19 protein-coding genes are annotated in these 23,853 nt (G+C 45.4%); 9 read left to right on the top strand and 10 right to left on the bottom strand.

The window, feature by feature from the left end:
- Positions 1-285: 285 nt before the first annotated feature.
- Both A9237_RS25335 and A9237_RS25330 read left to right on the top strand, forming a co-directional pair.
- Entirely contained in the window at positions 286-1,827 is a 1,542-nt protein-coding gene (locus A9237_RS25335; RefSeq protein ID WP_039840591.1) for a sodium:solute symporter family protein, read from the top strand.
- 11 nt (positions 1,828-1,838) lie between these two features.
- On the top strand, positions 1,839-3,209 hold the full coding sequence (locus A9237_RS25330) for an L-serine ammonia-lyase (RefSeq protein WP_078610046.1): 1,371 nt from the start codon (positions 1,839-1,841) through the stop codon (positions 3,207-3,209).
- A 164-nt stretch (positions 3,210-3,373) separates the two neighbouring features.
- Here A9237_RS25330 and A9237_RS25325 read toward each other — a convergent pair whose 3' ends face one another.
- Positions 3,374-4,804: a sucrose-specific PTS transporter subunit IIBC gene (locus A9237_RS25325; RefSeq protein WP_078610045.1), complete on the bottom strand. Its 1,431-nt coding sequence runs from the start codon at positions 4,802-4,804 to the stop codon at positions 3,374-3,376.
- A 262-nt stretch (positions 4,805-5,066) separates the two neighbouring features.
- On the opposite strand from A9237_RS25325, the gene A9237_RS25320 reads away from it, so the two are divergent.
- Positions 5,067-6,053 (top strand): LacI family DNA-binding transcriptional regulator, encoded by a 987-nt coding sequence (locus tag A9237_RS25320; protein ID WP_009706545.1) that lies wholly within the window; start codon positions 5,067-5,069, stop codon positions 6,051-6,053.
- Positions 6,054-6,177: 124 nt separating this feature from the next.
- On the opposite strand, the gene A9237_RS25315 is transcribed toward A9237_RS25320, so the two are convergent.
- Positions 6,178-6,414: a hypothetical protein gene (locus A9237_RS25315; RefSeq protein ID WP_078610044.1), complete on the bottom strand. Its 237-nt coding sequence runs from the start codon at positions 6,412-6,414 to the stop codon at positions 6,178-6,180.
- Positions 6,415-6,952: 538 nt separating this feature from the next.
- Here A9237_RS25315 and A9237_RS27440 point away from each other — a divergent pair.
- Positions 6,953-7,126 (top strand): hypothetical protein, encoded by a 174-nt coding sequence (locus tag A9237_RS27440; RefSeq protein ID WP_009706544.1) that lies wholly within the window; start codon positions 6,953-6,955, stop codon positions 7,124-7,126.
- A 345-nt stretch (positions 7,127-7,471) separates the two neighbouring features.
- Here the strand turns inward: A9237_RS27440 and cfa are convergent, their stop codons facing one another.
- The 8 genes from cfa to glgX form a co-directional block, all read right to left on the bottom strand.
- Entirely contained in the window at positions 7,472-8,617 is a 1,146-nt protein-coding gene (cfa, locus tag A9237_RS25310) for a cyclopropane fatty acyl phospholipid synthase (protein WP_078610043.1), read from the bottom strand.
- A 7-nt stretch (positions 8,618-8,624) separates the two neighbouring features.
- On the bottom strand, positions 8,625-9,626 hold the full coding sequence (asrC, locus tag A9237_RS25305) for a sulfite reductase subunit C (protein WP_005429205.1): 1,002 nt from the start codon (positions 9,624-9,626) through the stop codon (positions 8,625-8,627).
- Between the two features lie 12 nt (positions 9,627-9,638).
- The gene (gene asrB, locus A9237_RS25300) at positions 9,639-10,439 is read right to left on the bottom strand and encodes an anaerobic sulfite reductase subunit AsrB (RefSeq protein ID WP_009706541.1); all 801 of its coding nucleotides are present in this window, start codon (positions 10,437-10,439) and stop codon (positions 9,639-9,641) included.
- Positions 10,439-11,467, bottom strand: coding sequence for an anaerobic sulfite reductase subunit AsrA (gene asrA / locus A9237_RS25295; RefSeq protein WP_078610042.1), 1,029 nt, complete (start codon positions 11,465-11,467; stop codon positions 10,439-10,441). The genes asrB and asrA overlap by 1 nt, the downstream gene beginning before the upstream one ends.
- Positions 11,468-11,492: 25 nt before the next feature.
- Positions 11,493-12,284, bottom strand: a complete 792-nt coding sequence (gene cobA / locus A9237_RS25290; protein WP_005429209.1) for a uroporphyrinogen-III C-methyltransferase — start codon at positions 12,282-12,284, stop codon at positions 11,493-11,495.
- Positions 12,281-12,439 (bottom strand): hypothetical protein, encoded by a 159-nt coding sequence (locus A9237_RS27435; protein ID WP_009706538.1) that lies wholly within the window; start codon positions 12,437-12,439, stop codon positions 12,281-12,283. Before A9237_RS27435 ends, cobA begins: the two co-directional genes overlap by 4 nt.
- A gap of 253 nt (positions 12,440-12,692) precedes the next feature.
- The gene (locus A9237_RS25285) at positions 12,693-14,414 is read right to left on the bottom strand and encodes a sensor domain-containing diguanylate cyclase (RefSeq protein WP_078610250.1); all 1,722 of its coding nucleotides are present in this window, start codon (positions 14,412-14,414) and stop codon (positions 12,693-12,695) included.
- 264 nt (positions 14,415-14,678) lie between these two features.
- Positions 14,679-16,637: a glycogen debranching protein GlgX gene (gene glgX / locus A9237_RS25280; protein WP_078610041.1), complete on the bottom strand. Its 1,959-nt coding sequence runs from the start codon at positions 16,635-16,637 to the stop codon at positions 14,679-14,681.
- Between the two features lie 445 nt (positions 16,638-17,082).
- Between glgX and A9237_RS25275 the strand changes: the two genes are divergently transcribed.
- The 5 genes from A9237_RS25275 (at position 17,083) to A9237_RS25250 (ending at position 23,783) form a co-directional block, all read left to right on the top strand.
- Entirely contained in the window at positions 17,083-18,360 is a 1,278-nt protein-coding gene (locus A9237_RS25275) for a maltoporin (RefSeq protein WP_009706535.1), read from the top strand.
- Positions 18,361-18,462: 102 nt separating this feature from the next.
- A complete protein-coding gene (locus tag A9237_RS25270) occupies positions 18,463-19,272 on the top strand; it encodes a MalM family protein (RefSeq protein ID WP_009706534.1) in 810 nt (269 codons plus the stop codon).
- Positions 19,273-19,600: 328 nt separating this feature from the next.
- Positions 19,601-20,107, top strand: a complete 507-nt coding sequence (locus A9237_RS25265; protein WP_020195601.1) for a hypothetical protein — start codon at positions 19,601-19,603, stop codon at positions 20,105-20,107.
- 89 nt (positions 20,108-20,196) lie between these two features.
- Positions 20,197-21,819: an alpha-amylase family glycosyl hydrolase gene (locus A9237_RS25260; RefSeq protein ID WP_078610040.1), complete on the top strand. Its 1,623-nt coding sequence runs from the start codon at positions 20,197-20,199 to the stop codon at positions 21,817-21,819.
- A gap of 344 nt (positions 21,820-22,163) precedes the next feature.
- Positions 22,164-23,783, top strand: a complete 1,620-nt coding sequence (locus tag A9237_RS25250; protein WP_078610039.1) for an endonuclease — start codon at positions 22,164-22,166, stop codon at positions 23,781-23,783.
- Positions 23,784-23,853 lie beyond the last annotated feature (70 nt).

Here is a 23,853-nt window from a genome sequence, read left to right as displayed (position 1 = left end):
CACGATCTTATTTGGATCATCTTCGATTTCGTGTCGGGGTGAATCATAGTTTTTTTAAGGTTATTAGATCCGTGATCAAAATCAATTTTAAAATGAATGCGTACCCATTTTGTGGGTTTTAGTGACAAGGATCTCACTAATCGGCGTTTTTGGCGATTTTGAATACATTTTCGCCTATATTGGTGATAATAATCACACTTACAGTGGGATTGTCGTTTAAAAATGCCTTTTTACAGTAATATCTGGGCATAATAATTAGCTACCCAGAATTAGGAAAACCTTAAAATGGTTACGTACTCAAGTTTTGTGGTAATTGCGTTATATGTAGCAATTACCATACTAATCAGCTATTTAGTGAATAAGCGCTACAGCAATGGTGGCGACTTTTCCACGGGTGGAAAGCAATTTGGTTGGTTTACGGCAGGTGTTTCGATACTTGCGACTTACATTAGTGCGATGACGTTTGTAGGGATGCCTGGTTGGGTTTATAGCTCTGGCATGGAAGCGATGAGTATTCACCTTAACTATCCCATCGTTATCTTTTTCACTGTTATTTTCTTTGTGCCTGTCTTTTATAAGCTGGGTCTGACTTCGATTTATGAATACCTTGAGCACCGCTTTGGGGTGTATGCAAGAACCATCAACTCGATAGTGTTTATTGTGGTTCAATGTATCTCAGCGGGTGTGATTTTGTATGCCGTGGCGCTGATCTTAGTGCAAGTTCTGCCTATCAGTATTTCTGAAGCCATTATCTACATTAGTATTTTCACCGCTTGCTATACCTATGCGGGCGGGATTTCCACGGTTATCTGGACCGATATGTTGCAATCTGCAGTATTGGTTGCGGGCAGCATCGCTATCTTTGCCATTCTAATGACAGAGATTAATGCGGCAGATTACCTTTCTCGTGATCACCTGAATATCATCAATTTAGACTTTGATTTGGGCGTGGATACCACACTCTGGGCTGGCGTGGTTGCCGTGAGCTTTTTGCATTTGAGTGTGTACGGCACCAACCAATTGATCATCCAACGTACGTTAGCGACGAGATGTGAAAAGACGGCGCAGAAGTCGATGCTGTTGTGTGGTTACGGTGCGTTTTTCGTGTACTTGTTCTTCGCGGTACTCGGTGTTCTTTTGAGTGTTTTCTATCAAGATCAATCGTTTGAAAACAGTAACGAAGTGATTTTGGATTTTGTATTCAACCACACTAACCCTATTGTGGTTGGTTTGATCATTTCCGCATTGGCGGCGGCCGCAATGTCGACGCTGGACTCGACCTACAACTCGATGGCGACCGTCGCAACGTTCGATATCTACAAGCGTTTCGTTCGCAAGAGTGCCGATGATGAGCACTACGAAAAAGTCGCAAGAAAGATGAGTTTGCTTGCGGCGGCCATGGTGGTAGTGCCAGCTCTACTGGCGGTATCGAATGAATCGGTACTCAAAACCATCGCTAGTCTGACTTCTATCTTCGTTGGTATTCGTTTGGGTTCATTCGTGCTTGGTTTATTCTGGGCGAAAGCCAATGAGAAAGGCGTGATCGTTGGCAGTATCATGAGTGTGATTGCGGTGTTTACTGCGATGTATCTCGACGTGGCTTGGCCGTGGTTCGCGCCAATTGGTACGTTCGTCTTCCTTTTGTTTGGTGTGTTAGTGAGCCGTCGTTGGGGCGCTGTGACTGCCGAGCAACAAATCTTTATCAATAATCAAAAACATCTTTTTGCAAAGCCAACCGCAAGCCATTACGGGTTGTTGGTGTTCGCTGTGGCGACCATCGCTGCTTGTATGGTTCTCCCTGATTGGCTTTATGCTGCATTGTCGTAATAGGTAAGTTTATGCTGTCCATCTTTGATATTTACAAGATTGGTGTGGGCCCTTCTAGCTCTCACACCAATGGTCCAATGATCGCGGGTTACCACTTCACTCGTTTGATTGAATCGAACTTGGCAAAAGTGGTTCGTATTCAAGTCGATTTATATGGCTCACTCTCGTTAACGGGGATTGGTCACCATACAGACCGTGCAACGATTTTGGGTCTGTTGGGTAACAAACCAGATACCATCAAAATCGCTTCTGCGAACAAAGCGATGCGCAAGGCGATTGAAGAGGGCATGATGTCTGTCGATGGCCGTCATGAAATCGAATTCAACTACAAAACGGACATGTTGTTCCACGAAGAGAACCTTCCTCTGCATGAGAATGGCATGACGATTACTGCGTTAGATGCACACGGCAATCAGGTTGGGTTTGAAACTTACTACTCTATCGGTGGTGGTTTCATCGCAACGGCAGATGAACTGCAAAATGGCAGTGCGACTGCTCCCGTAGACGTTGAGTTCCCATTCTCCAGTGCAGACGAAATGTTGGCACAGGCTGAGAAGAACGGCATGAGCCTCGGCGGCATGATTCTGAAAAACGAACAAGCGTTTCAGGATATGGAAGCCATCAATCAACGCGCAGAACAAATCTGGCGTGTGATGATGCGTTGCATGGAGCGTGGTTTCGAGACAGAAGGTATCTTGGATGGCGGCTTGAACGTGACCCGCCGTGCGCCAAACTTGCTGAAGAAGCTTGAAGCAAATGCAGCAATCGAAAACGATCCAATGGAAATCATGGATTGGATTAACCTGTTTGCTTTTGCTGTGAGTGAAGAAAACGCGGCTGGTGGACAAGTCGTAACGTCACCAACCAATGGTGCGGCGGGTGTGATTCCTGCAGTATTGATGTACTACCATCGCTTCATCAAAGAGCTTGATACTAAACAGCTTAAAGACTTCCTTGCTGTATCCGGTGCGATTGGCATCTTGTACAAAACCAATGCGTCTATCTCGGGTGCCGAAGTGGGTTGTCAGGGCGAAGTTGGCGTGTCTTCTTCCATGGCGGCAGCTGGCTTGACCGCGCTACGTGGTGGCAGCAATGAGCAAATTTGTATTGCGGCCGAGATCGCCATGGAGCACTCACTAGGCATGACTTGTGACCCAATCGGTGGCTTAGTGCAAGTACCGTGTATTGAGCGTAATGCAATGGGCGCAATGAAAGCGATCAATGCTTCTCGTATGGCATTAAAGCGTAATAGTAAATGTTTGATCTCGTTGGATAAGGTGATTGAAACCATGTATCAAACGGGCAAAGACATGAACAAGAAATACCGCGAGACGTCACTGGGTGGATTGGCTTTGATTCACCTAGCGCCGCCTTGCGAATAAGCACAAAAAAAGCCAGTCAGAAACCTTCTGGCTGGCTTGCTACTCAAAGCGAGTGGCAGGGGGATTATGCCCCACAACCCCACCTTACTGCTCGATACTACTGAGCCCCCGATACCGAACAAGCAAGATGAGACTGTGTTGAATGGGCAAGGAGTTAAAACTTCTTATGCTGTCGCTGTCTTTGCTTTATCACGCATGCCCAATACGACGGTCAGAACAAACGCGGTTGCGAACGCGATAACCATGCCGACAATGTAGTAACCAATCTTATCTGGTGCGATAGATATAATGCCTGGCAGACCTGCAGCTCCTAGTGCCTGCGCTTTAACGTTAAATAGCGTGATGAATGCACTCGCGACAGCTGAACCGATGATCGCAGCGATAAATGGGTAGCGTAGCTTCAAGTTCACACCAAACATTGCTGGTTCGGTGATCCCTAGTAGACCAGTCACGCCCGATGGCACCGCGATGCCTTTCATCTTGGTATCTTTAGTAGTAAAGCCAACCGCCAGTGCTGCAGCACCTTGTGAAACGTTAGACATTGCCGCGATAGGGAAAATGAAGGTACCGCCAGTGGTTGCGATATCAGCCAATAGTTGGGTTTCAATTGCGATAAAGCTGTGATGCATACCAGTGATAACGAACGGTGCGTAGATGAAGCCAAACAGCGCGCCACCCACAAAACCGGCTGAATCGTAAAGCCAGTTCAGGCCATCACCCAGCATAAAGCCAAGGTCACGCGTAAACGGACCGACCAAAGTAAACGTTACGAAACCCGTAATGAAGATCGCCAGCATTGGTGTGAGCAAGTTATCCAATACGGATGGAATGACTTTACGTAAACCAAGTTCAACCTTAGCCAAAATGAATGCAGAAACCAGAACAGGCAACACCGAACCTTGGTAGCCAACCTTTTGGATTTCCAAACCCATGATGTTCCAAGTCGGTACCGTGCCGGATACAGAAGCGCTACCAAAACCCCAGCCGTTAAGCAGATCGGGGTGAACCATTAACATACCCAGCGCTGCGCCCAAGAATGGGTTACCGCCAAATTTCTTCGAAGCTGAGAACGCCAATAAAACAGGAAGGTAGACAAATGGTGCGTTCGCGAAGGTGTTGATCATATTGGCTAAATCGGTAAGCCCTGGGTAGGCATCAATGATCGATTTACCCTCAATGAATAGGCCTTGTGCCGTTAAAACATTGAACAAACCCATCAACAAACCACCTGCAACGATCGCTGGAATGATCGGAACGAAAATATCCGACAATCCTTTAACTGCGCGTTGAATTAGGTTTTGTTTATCCGCTCCGGCAGAAGCAACATCGTTGGTCGACATCTCAGCCAAGCCCGTTTGTTTCGCCATCTCTGCGTAAACTTGGTTTACGATGCCAGAGCCGAAAATGATTTGGTATTGACCCGCTACTTTGAATTGGCCTTTTACGCCATCAAGGTTGCCGATCGCTTCTTCGCTGACCTTTTCTTCGTCTTTTAGCGCTAAACGTAAACGTGTTGCGCAGTGAGCAAGGGCTTGAATGTTATCTTTACCGCCTAAATGCTCAAGTAGTTGTTTTGCTATGACTGGATAGTTCATTGCACACCCCGGTTGGTATTACTTGTCTTTAATTGAAATAAATATTGTTTTGGTTATTTTTGGGAACGTTTGCAAAGCGGATTTTTGATGATTAATGGCAACGGGTCAAAAGATAAGGCCGAATTATGTGAGAATGATCGTTATATTGGGTGACAATGATCCGCTTAACGAGGGTAAAATCACGTTAATCCTTCATGGGAAGTAGCAGATTTCTGCAAACAATCCCAATAATCAACAATGACAAAGATGGAATAGGGACAATATGGCGAGTTTGCACGATGTGGCGCGTTTGGCTGGCGTATCCAAATCTACAGTATCCCGTGTGATCAATAATGAATACGGGGTAAAAGAAGCGACGAAAATCAAGGTGCGCAAAGCGGTGGAAGAGTGTGGCTATGTCGTCAACCAAGTCGCCAAAGACCTAAAATCGCAAAAGACCAATTTGATTGGTGTGATTGTGCCTCGTGTTTCATCCCATGCGATTTCTCAGGGTGTGGATGGTTTAACCGCGATCATTGAGCAAGCAGGCAAACACGTCCTGTTAGCGAATACTCACCAAGTGTACGAAAAAGAAATCGAGTACATTCAGATCTTCAACCAGAAGCGTGTAGAGGGCATTATCCTTTACGCCACGCACTTTGATGCCGCGCTGAACAAGGCCATTCAACAGTCCAATGTTCCTGTCGTATTGGTAGGGCAAGATGGTTCACTGCATAACGTACCAAGCGTAGTGCACGATGATGTTCGAGTTGGCTTTGAAGCAGGTAATCGCTTAGTCGCCGCGGGTTGCAAGCAGATTGGTTTTATTGGTGTGCAAGGTGAAGATATCGCTGTTGATGTGCAGCGCTCGCAAGGGTTAAAGCAATCTTTGGACTTTCATCAGCAAGCTTTATTGTTCCACGCGCGCGGTGATTTTTCGATTGAATCTGGCTATCAGCAAGCGAAAGAACAGATGGAAGCGTATCCTCATTTGGACGGACTTTTCTGTGCCACCGACCGTATTGCCGTAGGCGCGGTTAAAGCGCTTCGTGAGATGGGTGTAAAAGTGGGAGAGCAAGTTCGTGTACTCGGTGTGGGTAACGATGAACTGGCAAGCATTAGCATTCCAAGCCTATCTACTTTCAACTATGCGTTTGATAAAGCGGGCGAAAACGCAGCGAAAATGTTGATTGAACGAATCGAAGGTCGAGGAAAAGAGATGAGTAAAGTTGTGCTTACTTTCCAAAACATTGAGCGTGAAAGCTGCTAACGTAAGAATACTTTAGAGAACGTTCCCGAAAATGTATTGAAATTGAACGTAAAGCCGATGTGGAGAAGACGCATCGGCTTTAATTTTGGGTTTCTTTCGAAGAGCGACAGGCGAGCGTTTAGGCTTATCGCAGCAAGAAATAAGGCGTATTTACGTAAGCATGCCCTGCAGAAATCGCGTAAGGCAATACCACCTTGCCAACAGAAACCGCCGTGTTGACCAGTGGTTGAACGTTGATGTTCGCGTTCATCAGCGTTGGGCGAACATTGGGCGCGAGGCGATAATGACCTGATGTAGACACGCAACCAGAAAGTGTTGACGTGAATAGCAGTGCGATGATGATTGATTTGATGGCTTTCATAATGGTTACTCTCAATATTTTTATTATGGCTCTGGTTTTGGTTTTCTGTATGAGCCTTGCTTGAGACGAAGATTGCCTGAGCGTGCACAGTACGGCCATCAATGCTGAACAAGTCACAGTTAAGAAGACTGAAAGTAACAATAGGCGTTACTAAGTATGAGTAATTGCGATGAAAGTCATTAAACCTGATGCTTTAGTCATGCCTTTTGAGACTTAAACAAGTAAAACGATAAGTTAGAAGCTCTCGATGGGGTAGGAGAGCGAAGTGGTGATTCAGAGCTGCTTTGAATTGTTATCAAAAATCGAATGTTATACAAATAAATCGAGTTAGCTTAGATACTCATATTATTGAGGTTTATTATAAAGAAAAAATAAATTACCAAGTTTGATTTATTGCATCTAAAATAAAAATAACTATTGAGAGTTGGATTAAATTACTTTTTAATAGTCTCAGATTCAATATCTAATAAATCATAACTGCGTGCGGATTTTACATATCAAGTAGTACGTTTTAGAGTAATTATAGAAGGAGAGTAATATGAAGAAGTTTGTATTGGCTGTACTGATTATGCTCATCGCGCCTTTGTCTATTGCGAGTAGTGAACGCAATATGCCTGATTCTTCAAGGTATGAGGCGTGCCTGATTGATGGCAAGGTTGTCATGATGCAACCCAATATGTGTTATGCCATGGGTGGTCGCCGAGGCGGTTAATCAGCAAAACTCTGTTTTACGAAAAGTCGCGTAAGCGGCTTTTTTATTATCTACGGAATAACCGAAATAAATTAGAAATAAAAAGTTAACTAAAAATATTTTCTTTGCTTCTTTCTAGAAAATATATTTTCGTTCAATTAAGTGTAATTAAGTAAATATTGAATTGTATTTACGAATGAAAGCGTAAATTCTTGTAATATATACCCAAGTAACCTCTCGCTAATGACGATGTTTTGAATCTTTCACATTGAAGTCACTTGGGTATAAAAAAAGCCAGAATGAAACCGCCCATTCTGGCTTGGAGCTAAACGAAGGTGCTCAAAACACAATCTGGAGGCAGATTGCTTACATGGAACGTACGGTCAGTGGTCGGCGGCGGCCAATCTTAGTTAGGGCGAGTTGCCATAAACTCAAATCTCGTGAGCGAAAGGCGCCAGCACAGCTGAGTAAGTAGTATTTCCACATACGGTAGAAATCTTCACTGTAATCGCCTTTGATTTGATTCCACGAGTGTTGGAAGTTGGAGAACCAGCACATCAGGGTTTTGTCGTAGTCTTCACCGAAGTTGTGCACATCTTCGATATTGAATCGGTCTTCCATCGCCTCTGCGAGGTTCTTCATCGATGGAATGACACCATTTGGGAAGATGTATTTCGAGATCCACGGGTCCGATGCAGTAGTGCTGTGGTGTGAACCAATGGTGTGTAGCAAGAACACGCCATCGTCTTTCATGAAGCGCTCTGCGCACTCGAAGTATTCCGCGTAGTTCTTCGGTCCCACGTGTTCAATCATACCGATAGACACTAGACGATCGTATTGCACGGTGGGCTTGAACTCGCGGTAGTCCTTCAAAATGAAGTTCGCGACTACGCCGTTTTCTATTGCCAGTTTGCTGCCGAGCTTCTTCTGCTCTTTGGATAGAGTCAGACCATCACAAATTACGCCATACTTCTTCGCTGCGTAAATCATAAAGCTGCCCCAACCACAGCCAATATCGAGGATACGCATCCCCGGTTGTAGATCGAGCTTGCGACAAATCAAATCCATTTTATGTTCTTGCGCTTCGTCTAACGTTGCAGCTCGGTTCCAATACCCGCAGGTGTAGGTCATGCGTGAATCGAGCATCTTCTGGTAAAGCTTATTGCCGATGTCGTAATGGTGCGGTACATCGAATTTACAGCGCTCAATGCTTTGTGGGTTAACCCAGCTTTTCAGTTTTAATTTCGCAGCGGAAGAGGCGAACTTGAGCTTTTCAGCCAGTCCTAGTTTGCCTTCAATATCGTTTAAAAGTATGCGTTCAAAGAACTGATCCAAGCGGCTGCAATCCCACATCTTGGACATGTACGCTTCCCCTAAACCCAAGGAGCCTGACTGCATCACAAGCTCATACACTTTTGGGTTAAACACTTGGATATCCCACGGTTTAGAACCATTGATGGTGATACCTGCTGGGGCTAACACCTCTTTAAACATCTCTTCTAGTTTGTTCATACTATGCCTATTTCACGTGCATGTTCGCTACGTATTCATCTTCTGCCCAATACATACGTTCGGCGACTTTAGCTTCCGGATTCAGGCTAACGCCATCTAAGACGCGCTCTCTAAAACGCAAGTAGCCGCCTTTATCAATCAGATGTCCCATGTGGAGGTAAATCGGCTTACCGCCCAACATCTCTTTTTCAAATTCGAACAGATTGTCGATGACAGGGTGTAGGACGTCTTCCGTTACCCAATTGAGGAACATCTTGCCAACGCGAGGGGTCTTCTTCGAAGTTCGACCGCCCAGTTTGACCATATAGAATTGTTTTGGATCTCGACGCCAAGCCAGCGTCGGACAAGCGAGCACACATTCGCCGCAACCAATGCATTTGCTTTCTTCCTTCACCGCTTTACCGTCTTTGAGTGACAAGCAATCTACTGCGTGGTGCGCACAAGCTTTGACGCAGGCGCCGCAACCAATACAGCGATGACTTTCGAAATTAATCTTGGCGATACCTAAGATGCCAAAATCCGCCATATTGGCTTTTGCACAATCGTTCGGACAGCCTGCCATGACCATTTTTAAATGGTATTTACTTGGGTAAACGTGGCGCTCCATTCGCTGCGCCAGGCCAGTCGTATCGGTATTAGCTTTCTGGCAGATTCGACTGCCCTGACACGCGACAATATTGCGTCCACCAATCGACTGATAGCCGGCTTGCGTATCTTCGACATCAATGCCGCACGTATCGACGGTGATGTCTTTGATGAAGGGTTCAAGCGCTTTGTTGACTTCAGGAATGTCTTCATAACGAATGCCGGGCATCGCCAGCTTTTGTCGTGTGGTGAGGTGAATAACACCATTGCCCCACTTTTCGGCGATCTCTTGCGCAGCACCGAGTAAGTATGCGGGCATAATGCCCCCCGGAATGCGCACGCTGATCATGCACTCGCCACGCACTTTCGATAGGCGGTAATCGCCATTGGCGCGCATTTTGATGATATCTACGTCCATCGTCATTGTGATTCCCTCCTAATCGATCATGGTTCTGGCGTGGTCATAACGGAAAACCGGACCATCCAAGCACACGTATTTGTCACCAATTCGGCAGTGACCGCATTTACCAACTGAGCAGGCCATTCTGCGTTCGTAGTCGACCCAAATCTGGTCTTCTTGAATGCCTCTGGATAAGAAGTCCTGCACGACAAACTTAATCATGATTGGTGGACCCACTACGATGACGCGGATGTTCTCTTTGTCTGAGAGGTCAAGCTTGCTGATGTGCTCGGTGACTAAGCCGCTCTCATAGAAGTGTTCGTCGCCACCGTCATCCAAGGTGGTGATGACGTGATTGGAGTAAGACCAATTCAGCAAGTCGTTTTTGTACAACACGGCATCTTGGTTTTTGAATCCGAGGATCAAGGACATCTTCTTCACATCACTTGGGTTGTTGTGAAAGTAGTTAATCAGCCCTTTAACCGGAGCAACGCCAGTGCCGCCCGCGACCACGATGAGGTGTTTATCTTGGTATGCTTCCATCGGGTAGCCATTGCCCATTGCGCCGCGCATCATCACGCGATCACTGGCGTTTAATTGGAACAGCTCGCTGGTTACCTTGCCGACATTACGTATCAGCAAGTCGACGTAACCTAAGCCGTAGTCGGAGACGGAAATAGGAGCTTCACCCACAAGGGATAAACCCACTTCGACAAATTGTCCGTAGTGCACCGGAAAGTCGCACGCGACGCGAAAGTTCCATTCCAGTTCTGTGTGCTTTTCGATATGAATAATCGGGTAGCTTTGCGGCAGCATTTTGTTTTCACAATCGCACATTAGAGCGCCTCCTCTACAATCGATGTCATCTTGTTGATGATGTTGCTAAATGAGATGTAGTGAGGGCATCGGTCGTCGCAGCGTCCACATCCGACACACATATGGTGTTCGCCTTGGCGAGACTTAAAATCGTTGACCTTATGTAAGGCGCGATAACGTAAGCGCTCTCCGGTTTTATGACGGAAGCTGTGACCGCCTGCCATATCCGAGAAGCCATCAATCATGCAACTGGCGTGTTGGCGGCGACGCTCACCCACTTTGGCTTCTTGGTTGTAAACCACATCAAACACGTTGAAGCAGGCACAAGTCGGGCATGAAGAAGTGCAGCGACCGCAACCAATGCAGCGTGAGTCGTATTCTGACCACACCGGATGGCTGAGTAAGACTTCACGTATTTTCGTTGGGTCATCGCAAACCGAATCTGGCGTGCGGACTTTGACCGGATTGGACTTGACGAAGCTGACACTGTGCTCAACGTCTTTGCCTTGTGAAAAGTAGGGCGCTAGCTCTGGATCTTTAATAGTGACAATTGCGCCATGCTCACTAAATTGAACTGAAGCTGCAAAGTTGTCCGTTTTATTGGTGCCCATGGAGACACAAAAGCAGTTTTCGAAACTTTCGCTGCATTCAATCAGTACGAGTTTGAGTTTCTTACGTAGACGTTTGTAATAGAAGTCTTCGTGACCGCCGTTTTCTAAAAACATGTAATCAAGACTTTTGAGCGCATTGATGTCACAAGCTCTGAGAAACAGAAACACAGGGCGCGCATCGACACTGGATTCTCGCAACTCGTCGGCGTTAAACCAAAACAGAGTTTCGGTGATCGGAAAGACGATCTCTTTGGGTGAAAAATGGCTTTTCTCTTTCCACTCCAGTTGGTCGTAACGTTCTAATTCTTGGTAATCCAAATTTGGGGTATGGGCAAAACGACCTGCGTATTCTTCATAGACGGGCGCCATCACCTTATAGCTCTGACGTAACGCTTCGATCGCCGAACCCATTTGCTGAGTAGTTAAAAACTTAGGCATTGTTCTATCTCGTTATTTTCAAAAACTAATGAATCGTGCGTTCTAAACAGGGCTCGGCGGTGGACTCAAACCATTCCAGTGACTGTGAAAGGGAAACCACGTCTCCCACCACTATGATTGCTGGCAGTGGTGGTTTTTGCGCTTTGCAGGTTTCATACAGTCCAGCTAAGGTAGTGACGATCTTGTTTTGATTTTCTCGTGTCCCATTGCTGACGATAGCGCAAGGTGTATCTGGCGCGAGACCGTGAGCAATAAGGTTGTCTGCGATCGCTTCTGCTTTGTGTAGCCCCATGTAGAAAATTAGGGTGTGGTCGATGGCGGCAAGTGCGCTCCAATTCGGTTCGCTAGCATCATTACAGTTTCGTCCCGTTACCAAGGTTACACCCCTCGAAACTTGTCTATGAGTGACCGGTATCCCCGCGTAAGCGCAGCATCCAAGTGCCGCAGTTACACCCGGTACAACCTCATAGTTGATGCCTTGCTGTGTTAAATAGGTCGCCTCCTCACCGCCTCGACCAAATACAAACGGGTCGCCCGCTTTTAAGCGACATACCGTTAGACCTGTGATTGCGTAGCCCTTCATCATTTCGTTGATTTCTGCCTGAGTTTGCGAACACTTACCGTAGTGTTTACCCACGCAGATTTTTAGGGTTTTTCGTGGGATGACGTCCAAGACTTCTTCCGAAACCAGATGGTCATAAAGCACGACATCAACGCGATTAAGCAGACGAAATGCTTTAATGGTGAGCAGCGACGCATCGCCTGTGCCTGCTCCAACCAAATAAACCTGACCATAAGATGGATTGGATGCCTTCATGAGAAAATACCCCAAATCAATACAACGAATAGGATGGCGGCAATAACCCAATAAAGAACTTGATGGACGTTATCGCTGACCCAACCTAGCTCTTCTAACATCTCGCTAGTCAGGTCTAAATTTATCTGCTCTACGTAATCGTCCAGTTCTTTCATTTTCAATTGGCTTCGTGCAATCCCCTGATGCATTTAAGGTTATTGATGAGAGCCGTTAAGTTAAATCAAAGAAAAATAAACACCTGTTCAGAACTGATTAACGAGAGGGTCTTTGGGGGAAGAACTTGAGTCGGGTAAAAGACGGGAAAGAGGGAAGGGGAGTGTCAGATTTTTTTGATTTAACTGACTGTAATAAATATAAAAAACCAGAGCTTTGTCAGCTCTGGCTTTGTCGTTTTTCGTAAGAAATTCGCTATGCTGCTTTGAGGTGGCAGACGCGATTCTTGCCCAATCTTTTTGCTTGATAAAGTGCTTTGTCAGCTTGCTCCACTACATGGTGATAGCTGGTTTCTAGTGGTGTAAACCCAACACTTGCCGTAAATCGCACATCGCCACAACCCAATGTGAGATGGCTTCTTTGCAACGCGGTTAGGAAGTTATCAAGCTGATGTTTGGCATCAAACTCGTCATTGGCTTGGAACATGATGGCAAACTCTTCACCACCATAGCGCGCTAAACAAATCCCTTTTGGTTTAGGGAAACAGTCGCGCATCACTTCAGCTGTTTTTTGGATGACTAAATCACCGACTGGGTGGCCGAATTTATCGTTGATGTATTTGAAGTTATCAATATCGACCATCGCGATAAAACGGTTCTCTGAATGAAGCTCTCTCGACACTTTTGCTGCTAAGCACGCTTTATTTTCGAGTTGCGTCATTGGATCTTGATGGCGCAAACGGTCATGTAATTTGAGGTTTGCTAAGGCCACTTGGGCGTAGTTCTGAATCAAGCTCAGCACGCATTTGTAGGTTGGGAATCGGCAACTTACGTAAGTCACTCCAAGCAGCTCTCGTCCATCAAACAATGGAATGCAGTAGTGGTTACTGTTGATCTTGAGCTTTTTCGTCAGCTCGTCGCCGTACTTCTTCGTTCTGTACGTTAAAGCGCTATGAGAAAAACGCGCCGCGAGTTCCGCGTCAGTTAACACCAGCTTTTTATTGCCGTGATAATCGAGGGTGTAAAAGCTGTAATTCAAGCTGTCGTATAAACAGAACTGTATGCCTCTGTGGTAGCAAAAACGATCCAAGACATGCTTGAGTTGGGTTTTGAACTCACCAACGCTCTCCGTGCCATTTAGGCGGGCTAAAGACAAATGCAGTTGGTAAGTGAGGTAGTTGATTCCGATGGCCAGCGCTAATAGAGAGGCTATGACACCGGCCGTTAGCGTGAACGGATAACTGCTGTTAAGGATATCGGCACGGTCTGTACCTGCGACAAACACCCAGTTTAAGCCGTTGTCTGCATCGAAGACTGAAATCTTAAAGTTATCTTGGTAATAGTATTCGTGTTTACCGAACAGTAAGCCCGATGCAACTTTATCGCTGATACCGCCATGATAACTTACTGAGTAATCACCGATGCGGCTTGGATCTGGATGGAATACCAAGCGTTCTGTATCTCTGTCTACGACAAACACATAACCTTTATTCAGTGTTTTTAGACCACGCAATTGCTGAGTGGTATGAAGAAGATCGAACTCAAGCCAAAGTTGGTATTTTAGATTTGGATTGACGTGTTTGATGGCGAATACCCAGCGTTGTTGTGGGTTTTGGTACAGCGAAGAGATAGAAAATTTATCGCTCACAGTATCGAGCTTATGCCATTGGATTGCGCTGGTGTCTGCTTGTTTGATTTGACCAGATAGGCCATAAGCGACGCTGTTGTTGGATGTGGTATAGAGGATATTGGAGTATTGCGGAGAGTAATCGATGATGCCTTGGCTTAGTTCACGGAAGTCAGGAGCATTGAGGTCTTGTTTGCTTGCTTTTAATGCGGTCTCTAGAAGGTAGAATTTGCTGAAAGCCGCTTCGATTTGGGAGTGGATCAACCGTTCTGCAGTGATGATATTGGTCTGTGATTGCCGATAGACCATCGACTCGGAATCGACTAACTGAGCATAAGCCAGATAGACCATGAAACCTGCGAGTAATAGCAGGTAAGGCCGCAGAATGCGGATTAAGAATTTAGGTAGAGCCATATGCCAAATAACGTTGTATATATTATAAATGTGATTTGGCTAGCAATATTAGATTAGTTTCAGTTGTGCATCAATGCGTATGGTGTGCTATTTCAGCTGATTGCTGTTTATGTATCCGAAACGTTGATAAAACAAACCCAGCGCATGGCTGGGTTTGTCAGTTCTTGTAGGAATACGCTTCGCTTTTGTCAGGTAAGGTTCTTACTCTGGTTGATAATGCAAAATTGCCATCGACGTAGGAGAAAGCAACACTTCGCCTTCCGCATGACCAGGATTGAGATTACGCACATTGGTATCACACACGGTTACCCACTCTTGACCACGCTCATTTGGCAGCTTGAATCGCGCAGGGGCGTTGGTTTGGTTGATCAGGTAAACCAACTCTTGCCCTTCTTTGCCGATGCCTAAATGCAGCGCTACAGAGCTTAGACGATTCCAATCGTCGTGCTCCATCAAGCTGCCATCAATACGACGCCAGAAGATACGGTTGTTGTTGCGATTCTCACCACTGAATGCTCGAATGAATGGCACCATATACTGATTACGATTAGCAACCATTTGTGACATCCACACTTTGAAGTGCTGTTTACGTTCTGTGCTCGACCAATCTAGCCAGCTGGTTTCGTTATCCTGACAGTAGGCATTGTTGTTACCGGCTTGCGTGTGCGACAACACATCCGCAGTTAGGATATGAGGAATACCAAAGGCAAACAGCAAGCTCGCCATTAAGTTGCGCTTTTGTTTTTCACGCGTGGCGATGATCATCAAGTTTTCGGTTTCACCTTCCACGCCATAGTTTTCAGAGCGGTTATCGCCATGGCCGTCGCGGTTTTCTTCACCGTTTGCCTCGTTGTGCTTCTGCTTGTAAGACACCAAATCTTGCAGGGTGAAACCATCGTGATACGTGATGTAGTTAACCGTGAGTTTGTAAGGCCAGTTTGCTGCGCTGTAAATATCACGAGAGCCCATCAAACGAGTCGCAAATTCTTTTAGGTAGCCTTGGTCACCACGCCAGAAGCTGCGAGAGATATCGCGCAGTTTATCGTTACATTCGTTCCAACCAAATGGGAAGTTGCCCACTTGGTAACCGTTAGGACCGATATCCCAAGGTTCGGCGATCAATTTGGTTTCGCGAAGAATTGGGTCTTGCGCGACGGCTTTAAAGAAGGCTGCTTCTGGGTTGTAATCATCGCCTTGGCGACCTAGCGTTGCTGCCAAGTCAAAACGGAAGCCATCAACTTTAAATTCGCTCACCCAGTATCTCAGCGTATCCATAACGAGATTCAGAGCTGGCTGGTAAGTTAAGTCGACTGTGTTGCCACAACCAGTAAAGTTCGCGAAGTTCTGACCATGTTTGATGTAGAAACGTGAATCGAGTGCTTTTAGGTTGAAGATCGTTGAGCCTTCACCACCTTCCGCCGTGTGGTTGTAAACCACATCAAGAATCACTTCGATGCCGTGTTTATGTAGCTCGCGGATGGTGGTTTTGAGCTCGGTTACCGCGTCTTTTTCTGCATAGCGAGGGTCCGGCACCATGAACAAGTATGGGTTGTAACCCCAGTAGTTCACTTTATCCATCTTTAATAAATGCGGTTCATGCATACACGCTGCGACAGGTAGCAATTGCAACGTATTGATGTTTTGCTGTTTGTAGAACGCCAACATTTCAGGTGAAGACAAACCTAAATAACGGCCTTTTATATCGCTTGGAACTTCAGGGTTCTGCTGAGTGAGCCCTTTAACATGAGTTTCAAACAACACCATCTCTTCTCGTGGTATGCGAGGATGATCTGTGTCTTGCCAATCAAAGTTGTCTTCTATGACGACACACTTTGGCATATCGAAGCTTTTTGCAGGGGAAAATGGAGGCTGGTAGTGAAGGGCTTTATCAATCGACTTTGCATAGGGATCGGAGATCAGCAAAGGTTCGTCTTTATGCGTCACTACATAGCCATACTTTTGCCCCGGTTTGATGTCAGGGATAAAAGTATGGCGAATGCCTGCATATTCGCCTGGTAAGTCGTGCAGCTTGTAACTACCGTCTTCCGCAAATAGCGCAAGTTGAATGTCTTTACTACTCGGAGCGTGAATAGAGAAGTTACAACCTTCTTTATTTACGGTTGCGCCGAGTGGGTATGGGCGAGAGTGAAGTTGTGTCATCAGCGAATCTTTTTTTAATTTTATTGCTACCTTTAAGAAACTATAAGTAAAAAACTTTGTCTTACTAAGGTCAACCACCTTATATCGAAAATTATCACTGTAATTAAATTACTTTCTACGACCTATTTTTGACAAAAATATGAAATGGCTATCACTTTGTAGCGGACATAAACTGAAGAAACTTACTAATTCCTCCCTAGATTGGTGATCTAACTCGAAAAAACACCATTCGGTATATTTTCTCATCCCTTCTCATCCCCCCTAAATTAGTTTGGGGCGGAGGAAGTCATCCTTGTACTCCTTGGGTAATCTGCAGACTGTTGAAACAAACGGGGACTTGTTCCCATCTTACCTCTCTTTCTTTAGGTGCATTTTTACTGCCTATATGTATCTAAAAGAGTGAGCAGGGAAGACAGAATTATAAATACCCTTAATGGAGTTAAGAATGAAAAAAGTAAGTGTAATTGCTGCTGCTGTTGCTGCAACTTTAGCTGCTGGTTCTGCTTTCGCAGTGGACTTTCATGGTTACATGCGTGCTGGTGTTGGCGTAAGCGCTGACGGTGGCCAACAACTAACGTTCGAAAAGAACAAAATTGGTCGTCTAGGTAACGAAGGCGACATCTACGGGGAAATCCAATTAGGTAAAGAAGTTTACAACAACAACGGTAAAACGTTCTACGTAGACTCTATGATTGCAATGACTTCTAACGGTTCTAACGACTGGGAAAGCACTGCAACTAACTGTGGCCTAAACGACGCTGGTGATGCAGTAAGCTGTACTGACGACGCTCAATTCGCTCTACGTCAGTTCAACGTTCAAGCTAAAGGCGTTCTAGGCTTTGCTCCAGAAGCAACTCTATGGGCAGGTAAGCGTTACTACCAACGTCACGACATCCATATCTCTGACTTCTACTACTGGAACATCTCTGGCGCGGGCGCTGGTGTTGAAGGCATCGAAGCTGGTCCAGGTAAAGTATCTTTTGCATGGGTTCGTAACGACCGTGGCGATATCGCTGACCCAGGTAACGATGGCGGCGATGCAAACGTTAACACTCTAGACGTACGTTACGCTGGTCTTCCAGTATGGGAAAACGGCTCTCTAGAACTAGGTCTAAACTACGCTCTAGTTAACGAAACTGACGACGCACCAAACAGCACTAAAGATGCAGAAGACGGTGTAATGTTCACTGCTGAATTGACTCAAGGTCTAGATTCAGGCTTCAACAAAACAGTATTCCAGTACGGTACAGAAGGCTACTCTAAAACAATGGCATTCTACGGCGACGGTAGCTGGTACGGTGCAGAAGCTGACAGTGGCGCATCTGGTTACCGCCTAATCAACTGGGGTGTAATCGGCATGGGCGAAAACTGGGAAATGGGTCACCAGTTAGTATACGGTGTTGGTGAAGACATGTGGGCTGGCCAAGACAAGTGGGAAGCAATGTCTGTAGTTGTACGTCCAATGTACAAATGGGATGACAACCACAAAACTATCTTCGAAGCTGGTTACGCTATCGATGATAACGACGGTGCAGAGAATAAGTTCGGTAAACTAACTGTTGCTCAAGCATGGTCTGCTGGCTCTAGCTTCTGGGCTCGTCCTGAAATCCGCGTTTACGCGTCGTACCTAACTGCAGATAAAGACGACAACTCTAACGCATTTGACGGCGGTCGTTCAGACGATACATTCCAATTCGGTGTACAAGCTGAAGCTTGGTGGTAATCATCTAGCCACTAAGTCCTAAATTGTCCTAGAATGATACAGCCAGAAACTTATCTGGCTGTATTTATTTCAAAAAACAATAATGAGTCGAGGTAGACGGTAATGAAAAAATGGCTTGCTCCCGTGCTGTTGGGAATGTTGGCTACAGGATGTACTTCTGTAGAACAAGTCGATATGAGCCCGAAAGGTCAACAACAAGTGATCACGCAATCGGGTGATATTCAATGGGTACCAGTTGATGTACCTGTGGTTACTGAGTTCGCTTTGACTGATAAAAGCCAGATGCTACTAGATGGTAATAGCGCAGGTGCAATTGCAGCGTTCGCATTACCAGGCAATCGTGGCAGTCTCGATATCAAACTAGAGACCTTCGTAAACAAAAATCTAGAGTTTTACGCACCTAACGTCGTTGTTATGAACACGGCAGGTGAAACTATTTACCAAGCAGATTTCTCAAAGTTTAAGTACGAGCCAGCAAAACTGTTGGATAACGATAAATTCGTACTTGAAATGAACGTGATTCCAGACATGACAGGTAATGACTTGCATGTACTGGTTTACACAACTTCCGCTGATCTAAAAGGAAGTTCTGAAGTTCTTCACCCTGCAAAAGCCTTCGCACTGGCAAATCATACTCAGCCGCCAGATATTGCAGATCCTCAAGCGAAACACAGCCCACTTGGCCAGTTCCGCTTTTCAGTATCCGCGAACGACATCGTGAATACTAAGATTGTTGCGAAAAACGACAACATTCCTCAAGGTACGGATTTAACCAGCTACTACCACAGCTCCATTAAGGCAGCGGTCGCAGCGGACGATATTCCTAAAGCGCTAACACTGCTTGATGAAGCAAAAGAATTGGGCATCGAAGGTGCACAAGAAGTATTTGTTAAAGCGGTAAATACCAAATAAACGAATAAAAAAGGCCAGCAAATTGCTGGCCTTTTTTAATTAATTTTAAAACGATAAAACTCACCCCTACATATAGTTAACTTATTCACAAATTTATTTGTTTTACTTTGTTTTTCATATTTAACAGATCAATAATTAAAGTGTGTTCCTAACCTTACTCGTCATCGATTAGGAAATAATTAAACCTCTCAAAGTAATCTGGCTCAGCAAGATAGAGAATAATATTCTTTATCGCTAGTTTGGTATTTTGTTCTTTTTAAATATTAACTTTATCCAGATTGGTGAGTTTGTATTTACTTTGGAATATTAAAAAGGAATTAACGTGAAAATGAACATGATGAAAACTTCACTTGCTGCTGCCTTACTTGTTGCTCTTGCTGGTTGTCAATCGACAGCAGAACCAGAAGGTGCTGCTGAACCTATTGTTAATCTGTCTCAAGACGAAGTCGTTGCTTTCATGGCAGCTTGTGACAACCCAGATAGCACGGCGAAAGGCCCAATTTCTAAACCTCTGTTTGTTGTCGGTACGTTTGCTGATTCAGATTGGAAACATGTACCTCAACGTAAATACACTTACAAAGGCAATAACTTCTATCAAGTTGTGACGCAAGAAAAAGCAGGCTCTTTCAAAATGCAGTACGCGACTGAGTTGTGGTTCCCACAATTTACCGCGAAAGGTAATCGAATGAATGTCGGTGAATTAACACCATTAACATTTGGTGGTTACGGCACAGATACTGCGGTTGATATTAAAGAAGATGGAAAATACGTTTGGAGCCTTCAATTTGAAGGAAAAGGCAAACCACTTCACGTAATGGTTAATAAGTGCCAATAATATTCCATTTAGTTATTTAAAATTTATTTTTAATTTATTAACCCCTGCATGGGAAACATGTTGGGGTTAATTTTATTTGGGAGAGTTTAATGCGCAACGTACGATATAAAAAACTATTTGGCCAATCGCTTTTAGCCTTGAGTGTGGTTGGTGTTTTATCCGCGTGTAATTCCTCTGGTGGAAGCGATAATGGCAGCACGCCACTTCCTGATGCAAGTTATGCTTGCCAAGCGAATGTAATGGAGCAAAGCAACCAACTTCGCACCTATCAAATCATGGTTGAGAGCTTTGTTGATGGCGATTCGACTATCGGTCATGGCACAGGTTACGGCACTAGCCATCATAACGGTGATCTTCAAGGGATTATCGATTCGCTCGATTACATCCAAGACTTGGGCATGAATGCGATTTGGTTGACGCCAGTTTTTGAATCGGAAGCCATTGATGGACAAGATCATTGGGCTGATCGTTTGGATGCAACGGGCTACTTCGCCACGGATTATTTTAAGATTGATCCTCGCTTTGGTGATTTAGAAACGGCGAGAACCTTAGTTGATGAAGCACACAAACGCGGCTTGTATGTTTTCTTTGATGGCGTGTTTGGTCATCACAAAGAAGGGTTGATTAAGCCGTCTCCATCGGGTTTATTACCTTCTGGTTCGAGCAATCCGGTGGACTACCCAGCAAGCTTGGATTTCTATAAAGAAGTCGCGACTTACTGGGTCAAAGAGCTAAAAATTGATGGTTGGCGTTTAGACCAAGCGTACCAAGTTCCTACCGACGCATGGACACAAATCCGTAAAGCGGTGGATGAAGCCTCACAGAGTGTGTCTTACACCAACGCGGATGGTGAGCAAGTGAATCCCCTGGGTTACATGGTTGCTGAGATCTGGAAAGGCGAGTCAGAAATCGCGAGTGACGCATACGGCGCGGCTGACGAACCTGCGCTGTGCTCGGCATTTGATTTCCCAATGCGCTATCGCGTGGTGGAAACACTGGCTGTCAATGAGAGCGGTGTCGGCGGTCGTAGTGTGGATTGGCTCGACAATGGCTACCAAACACACAACCAATATCCGTCTCATGCTCAGCCAAACTTGATGATTGGCAATCACGATTTGGTTCGCTTTGGTGACTTGTTGCAACGAGGCGGATTAGCGGATGTGAACGATGCTGAATACTGGCAACGTCACAAGGCCGCGTTTGCATTCCAAGCGGCTTACACCGGACCAATCACTCTCTATTATGGAGATGAAATCGGTGACCAAGTTGATGGTTTTGACGCAAAAGAAGACAACAATACGTGTGCGGTTCGTGGCGTGTGTGATGACCATGTCGCTCGCAGCAGTGCCAAGATCGAAGGCGTAACGGCAACCCTAGATGCTAACCAAGTTGATCTGAAAAACTACGTTAAGTCATTGATGACGATGCGTGCTGAACATCCTGCTTTGTATCAAGGCAGTCGCACTAACTTGGTAGCAAGCAATGGCAGTTATGTGGATTTGAAAGTATCTGGCGATGACCAAGTCTTATTTGCTTTGAATACCTTTGAGAGTGCCCGCAATATTGTGCTGACAGAAGCGCAAGTCGGCAGCAATCAAGCGCTGGTGGATTTAATCACTAACCAACAAATCACACCAAGTAACGGGCAATACCAGATCCCGATGTCATCATTACAAGGACGCTTCTTCAAAGTGACGGCAAACACTCAATAAGTCATTCTCAATCAAGATAATCCATACCAAGCCAAGTGTTGTTCTCTACCCCCATAGAAACGCACTTGGCTTTTTTTATCGCTTTGTCTAAGATGCCGCTCATTTTAGTCATCGGTAGCGATATTCCACTTTGAGCTCCCGCCTTGTTTCTTTGCATCTCTTTGTTTTTTATCGCACAACCGCCGTTGAACAAGTGGAAGAAACAGTACGCAGTTTGTGAGATGTGCTGCACGATAATGAGAATATTCACATTCATGCAACGTCAAACTGTGATTTATGACTTACTCATGTGTAATTGTTATGTTTATCTTTTTGGTGATTTATATAACTAATGGAAAATTATAATGAAATCCATAACGAAACCCCTCTGTCTCTTGCCTCTTATTTGCTCTCCGATCGCCTATGCTGAGGTCTTGAATGGAGACTTTGAACAGTGGAATGGCAATGCACCAACGCAGTGGTCTGTGATTGATCCCGGCATTGCTGTTTCACCGACCAGTGACCCGCACCAATCTGGTGGTCTTGCGGCTCAAGTTATCGTAAATACAGGTACCCAAAGCAACACCGACTTTTTGCAAACCATTAATGTGGAGCAAGGGAAAACCTACCCATTTTCTGTCGCGGTTTATCATACAGAAGGTAATGTTAAAGCGCGTTTAGTGGTTGATGGATACCATAGCTACTCTAACCCTCAGCAAACCAATCAGTGGCAACTACTTACGCACAGTTACACTGCGGCATCAAACAAAACGATCAATGTCGGGTTACGTTTTTATGATGAGTCGGGTTTTGACGGTTCTGAAGTCGTTTATGTCGATAACTTTCAGCCAAACCAAAATGGTGGTACTCAGCCGCCAGTAGAAAGCTGTAATGACAACGAAGTGTTACTGACATTGAACACTGACAGTTATGGCTCAGAAACCAGCTGGGAACTGAAGGATAGCCAGTCACAAGTGTTGTTTTCTGGCCAAGGTTTCGAATCGTCGAAAACTTACGAAAAAACCATGTGTCTAGCGAACGGCGATTACCAGTTTACGATCAGTGATAGTTATGGTGATGGCATTTGTTGCGGGAACGGTAGTGGCTCATACGCCTTAATGTTTGGCCAAACCACATTAGCGTCTGGTGGTGAATTCACGAAATCTCAAACCACAAGCTTTACTCTTGGTGGTTCAACGACGCCTCCGCCTGTTGTGGGGGAATACTATAAAGCCGCAGAAGGCAAAACAGGTTTTGAGTTGAAAACAGCGCTGTTTAACATCATCAAGGATCACACAGGACGCGGTTACTCAGCGATTTGGACCTTAGTGAAAGACGCGGACATAGACAACTACTACGAGAAAGATGGCTCAATTCTCGATATGTATTCTGAAAAACCATCTGGCAGCGATACGGTGAGTTTTACCAAAGTCACTGACCAATGTGGCCAATACAAAACGGAAGGCGATTGCTACAACCGTGAACACTCATTCCCTAAGAGTTGGTTTGGTGGCAAGGTTGAACCGATGAACTCGGATGGTCACCACTTGTTTGCAACCGATGGTTATGTGAATGCGAAGCGCAGCAACTGGCCATTTGGTGAAGTGGGTAACAGCACTTACGTATCTAGCAATGGCTCAAAAGTCGGTTCAGCAAGCTCTACTTTGGGCTATTCAGGAACGGTATTTGAGCCTATTGATGAGTTCAAAGGCGATTTTGCTCGTGCGTATTTCTACATGGCGACGCGCTATGAAAACGTCATTGGCAACTGGGAAAGCAACTCTAGTAACTCTGACGCGGTATTGAACGGCACGAAAACGACCGTCTTTGAACCATGGATGCTGAACATGTTGAAACGTTGGCACAAAAACGATCCTGTCAGCGCGAAAGAGATCAGCCGTAACCAAGCGGTGTTTGAATTCCAAGGTAACCGCAACCCGTTTGTGGATCACCCTGAGTTTGTAGAGATCATTTGGGGAAACTAACCCCATAGCTAAAGCAAATTGTTAGAAACAACAAAGCCGCCATCGTCACTGCTCGGGCGGCTTTTTTAAT

The sequence above is a fragment of the Vibrio owensii genome (assembly GCF_002021755.1).
Lineage (GTDB): Bacteria > Pseudomonadota > Gammaproteobacteria > Enterobacterales > Vibrionaceae > Vibrio > Vibrio owensii.
The sequence above is the reverse complement of the archived record's forward strand: the minus strand, read 5'-3'. Positions and strand labels throughout refer to the sequence as shown.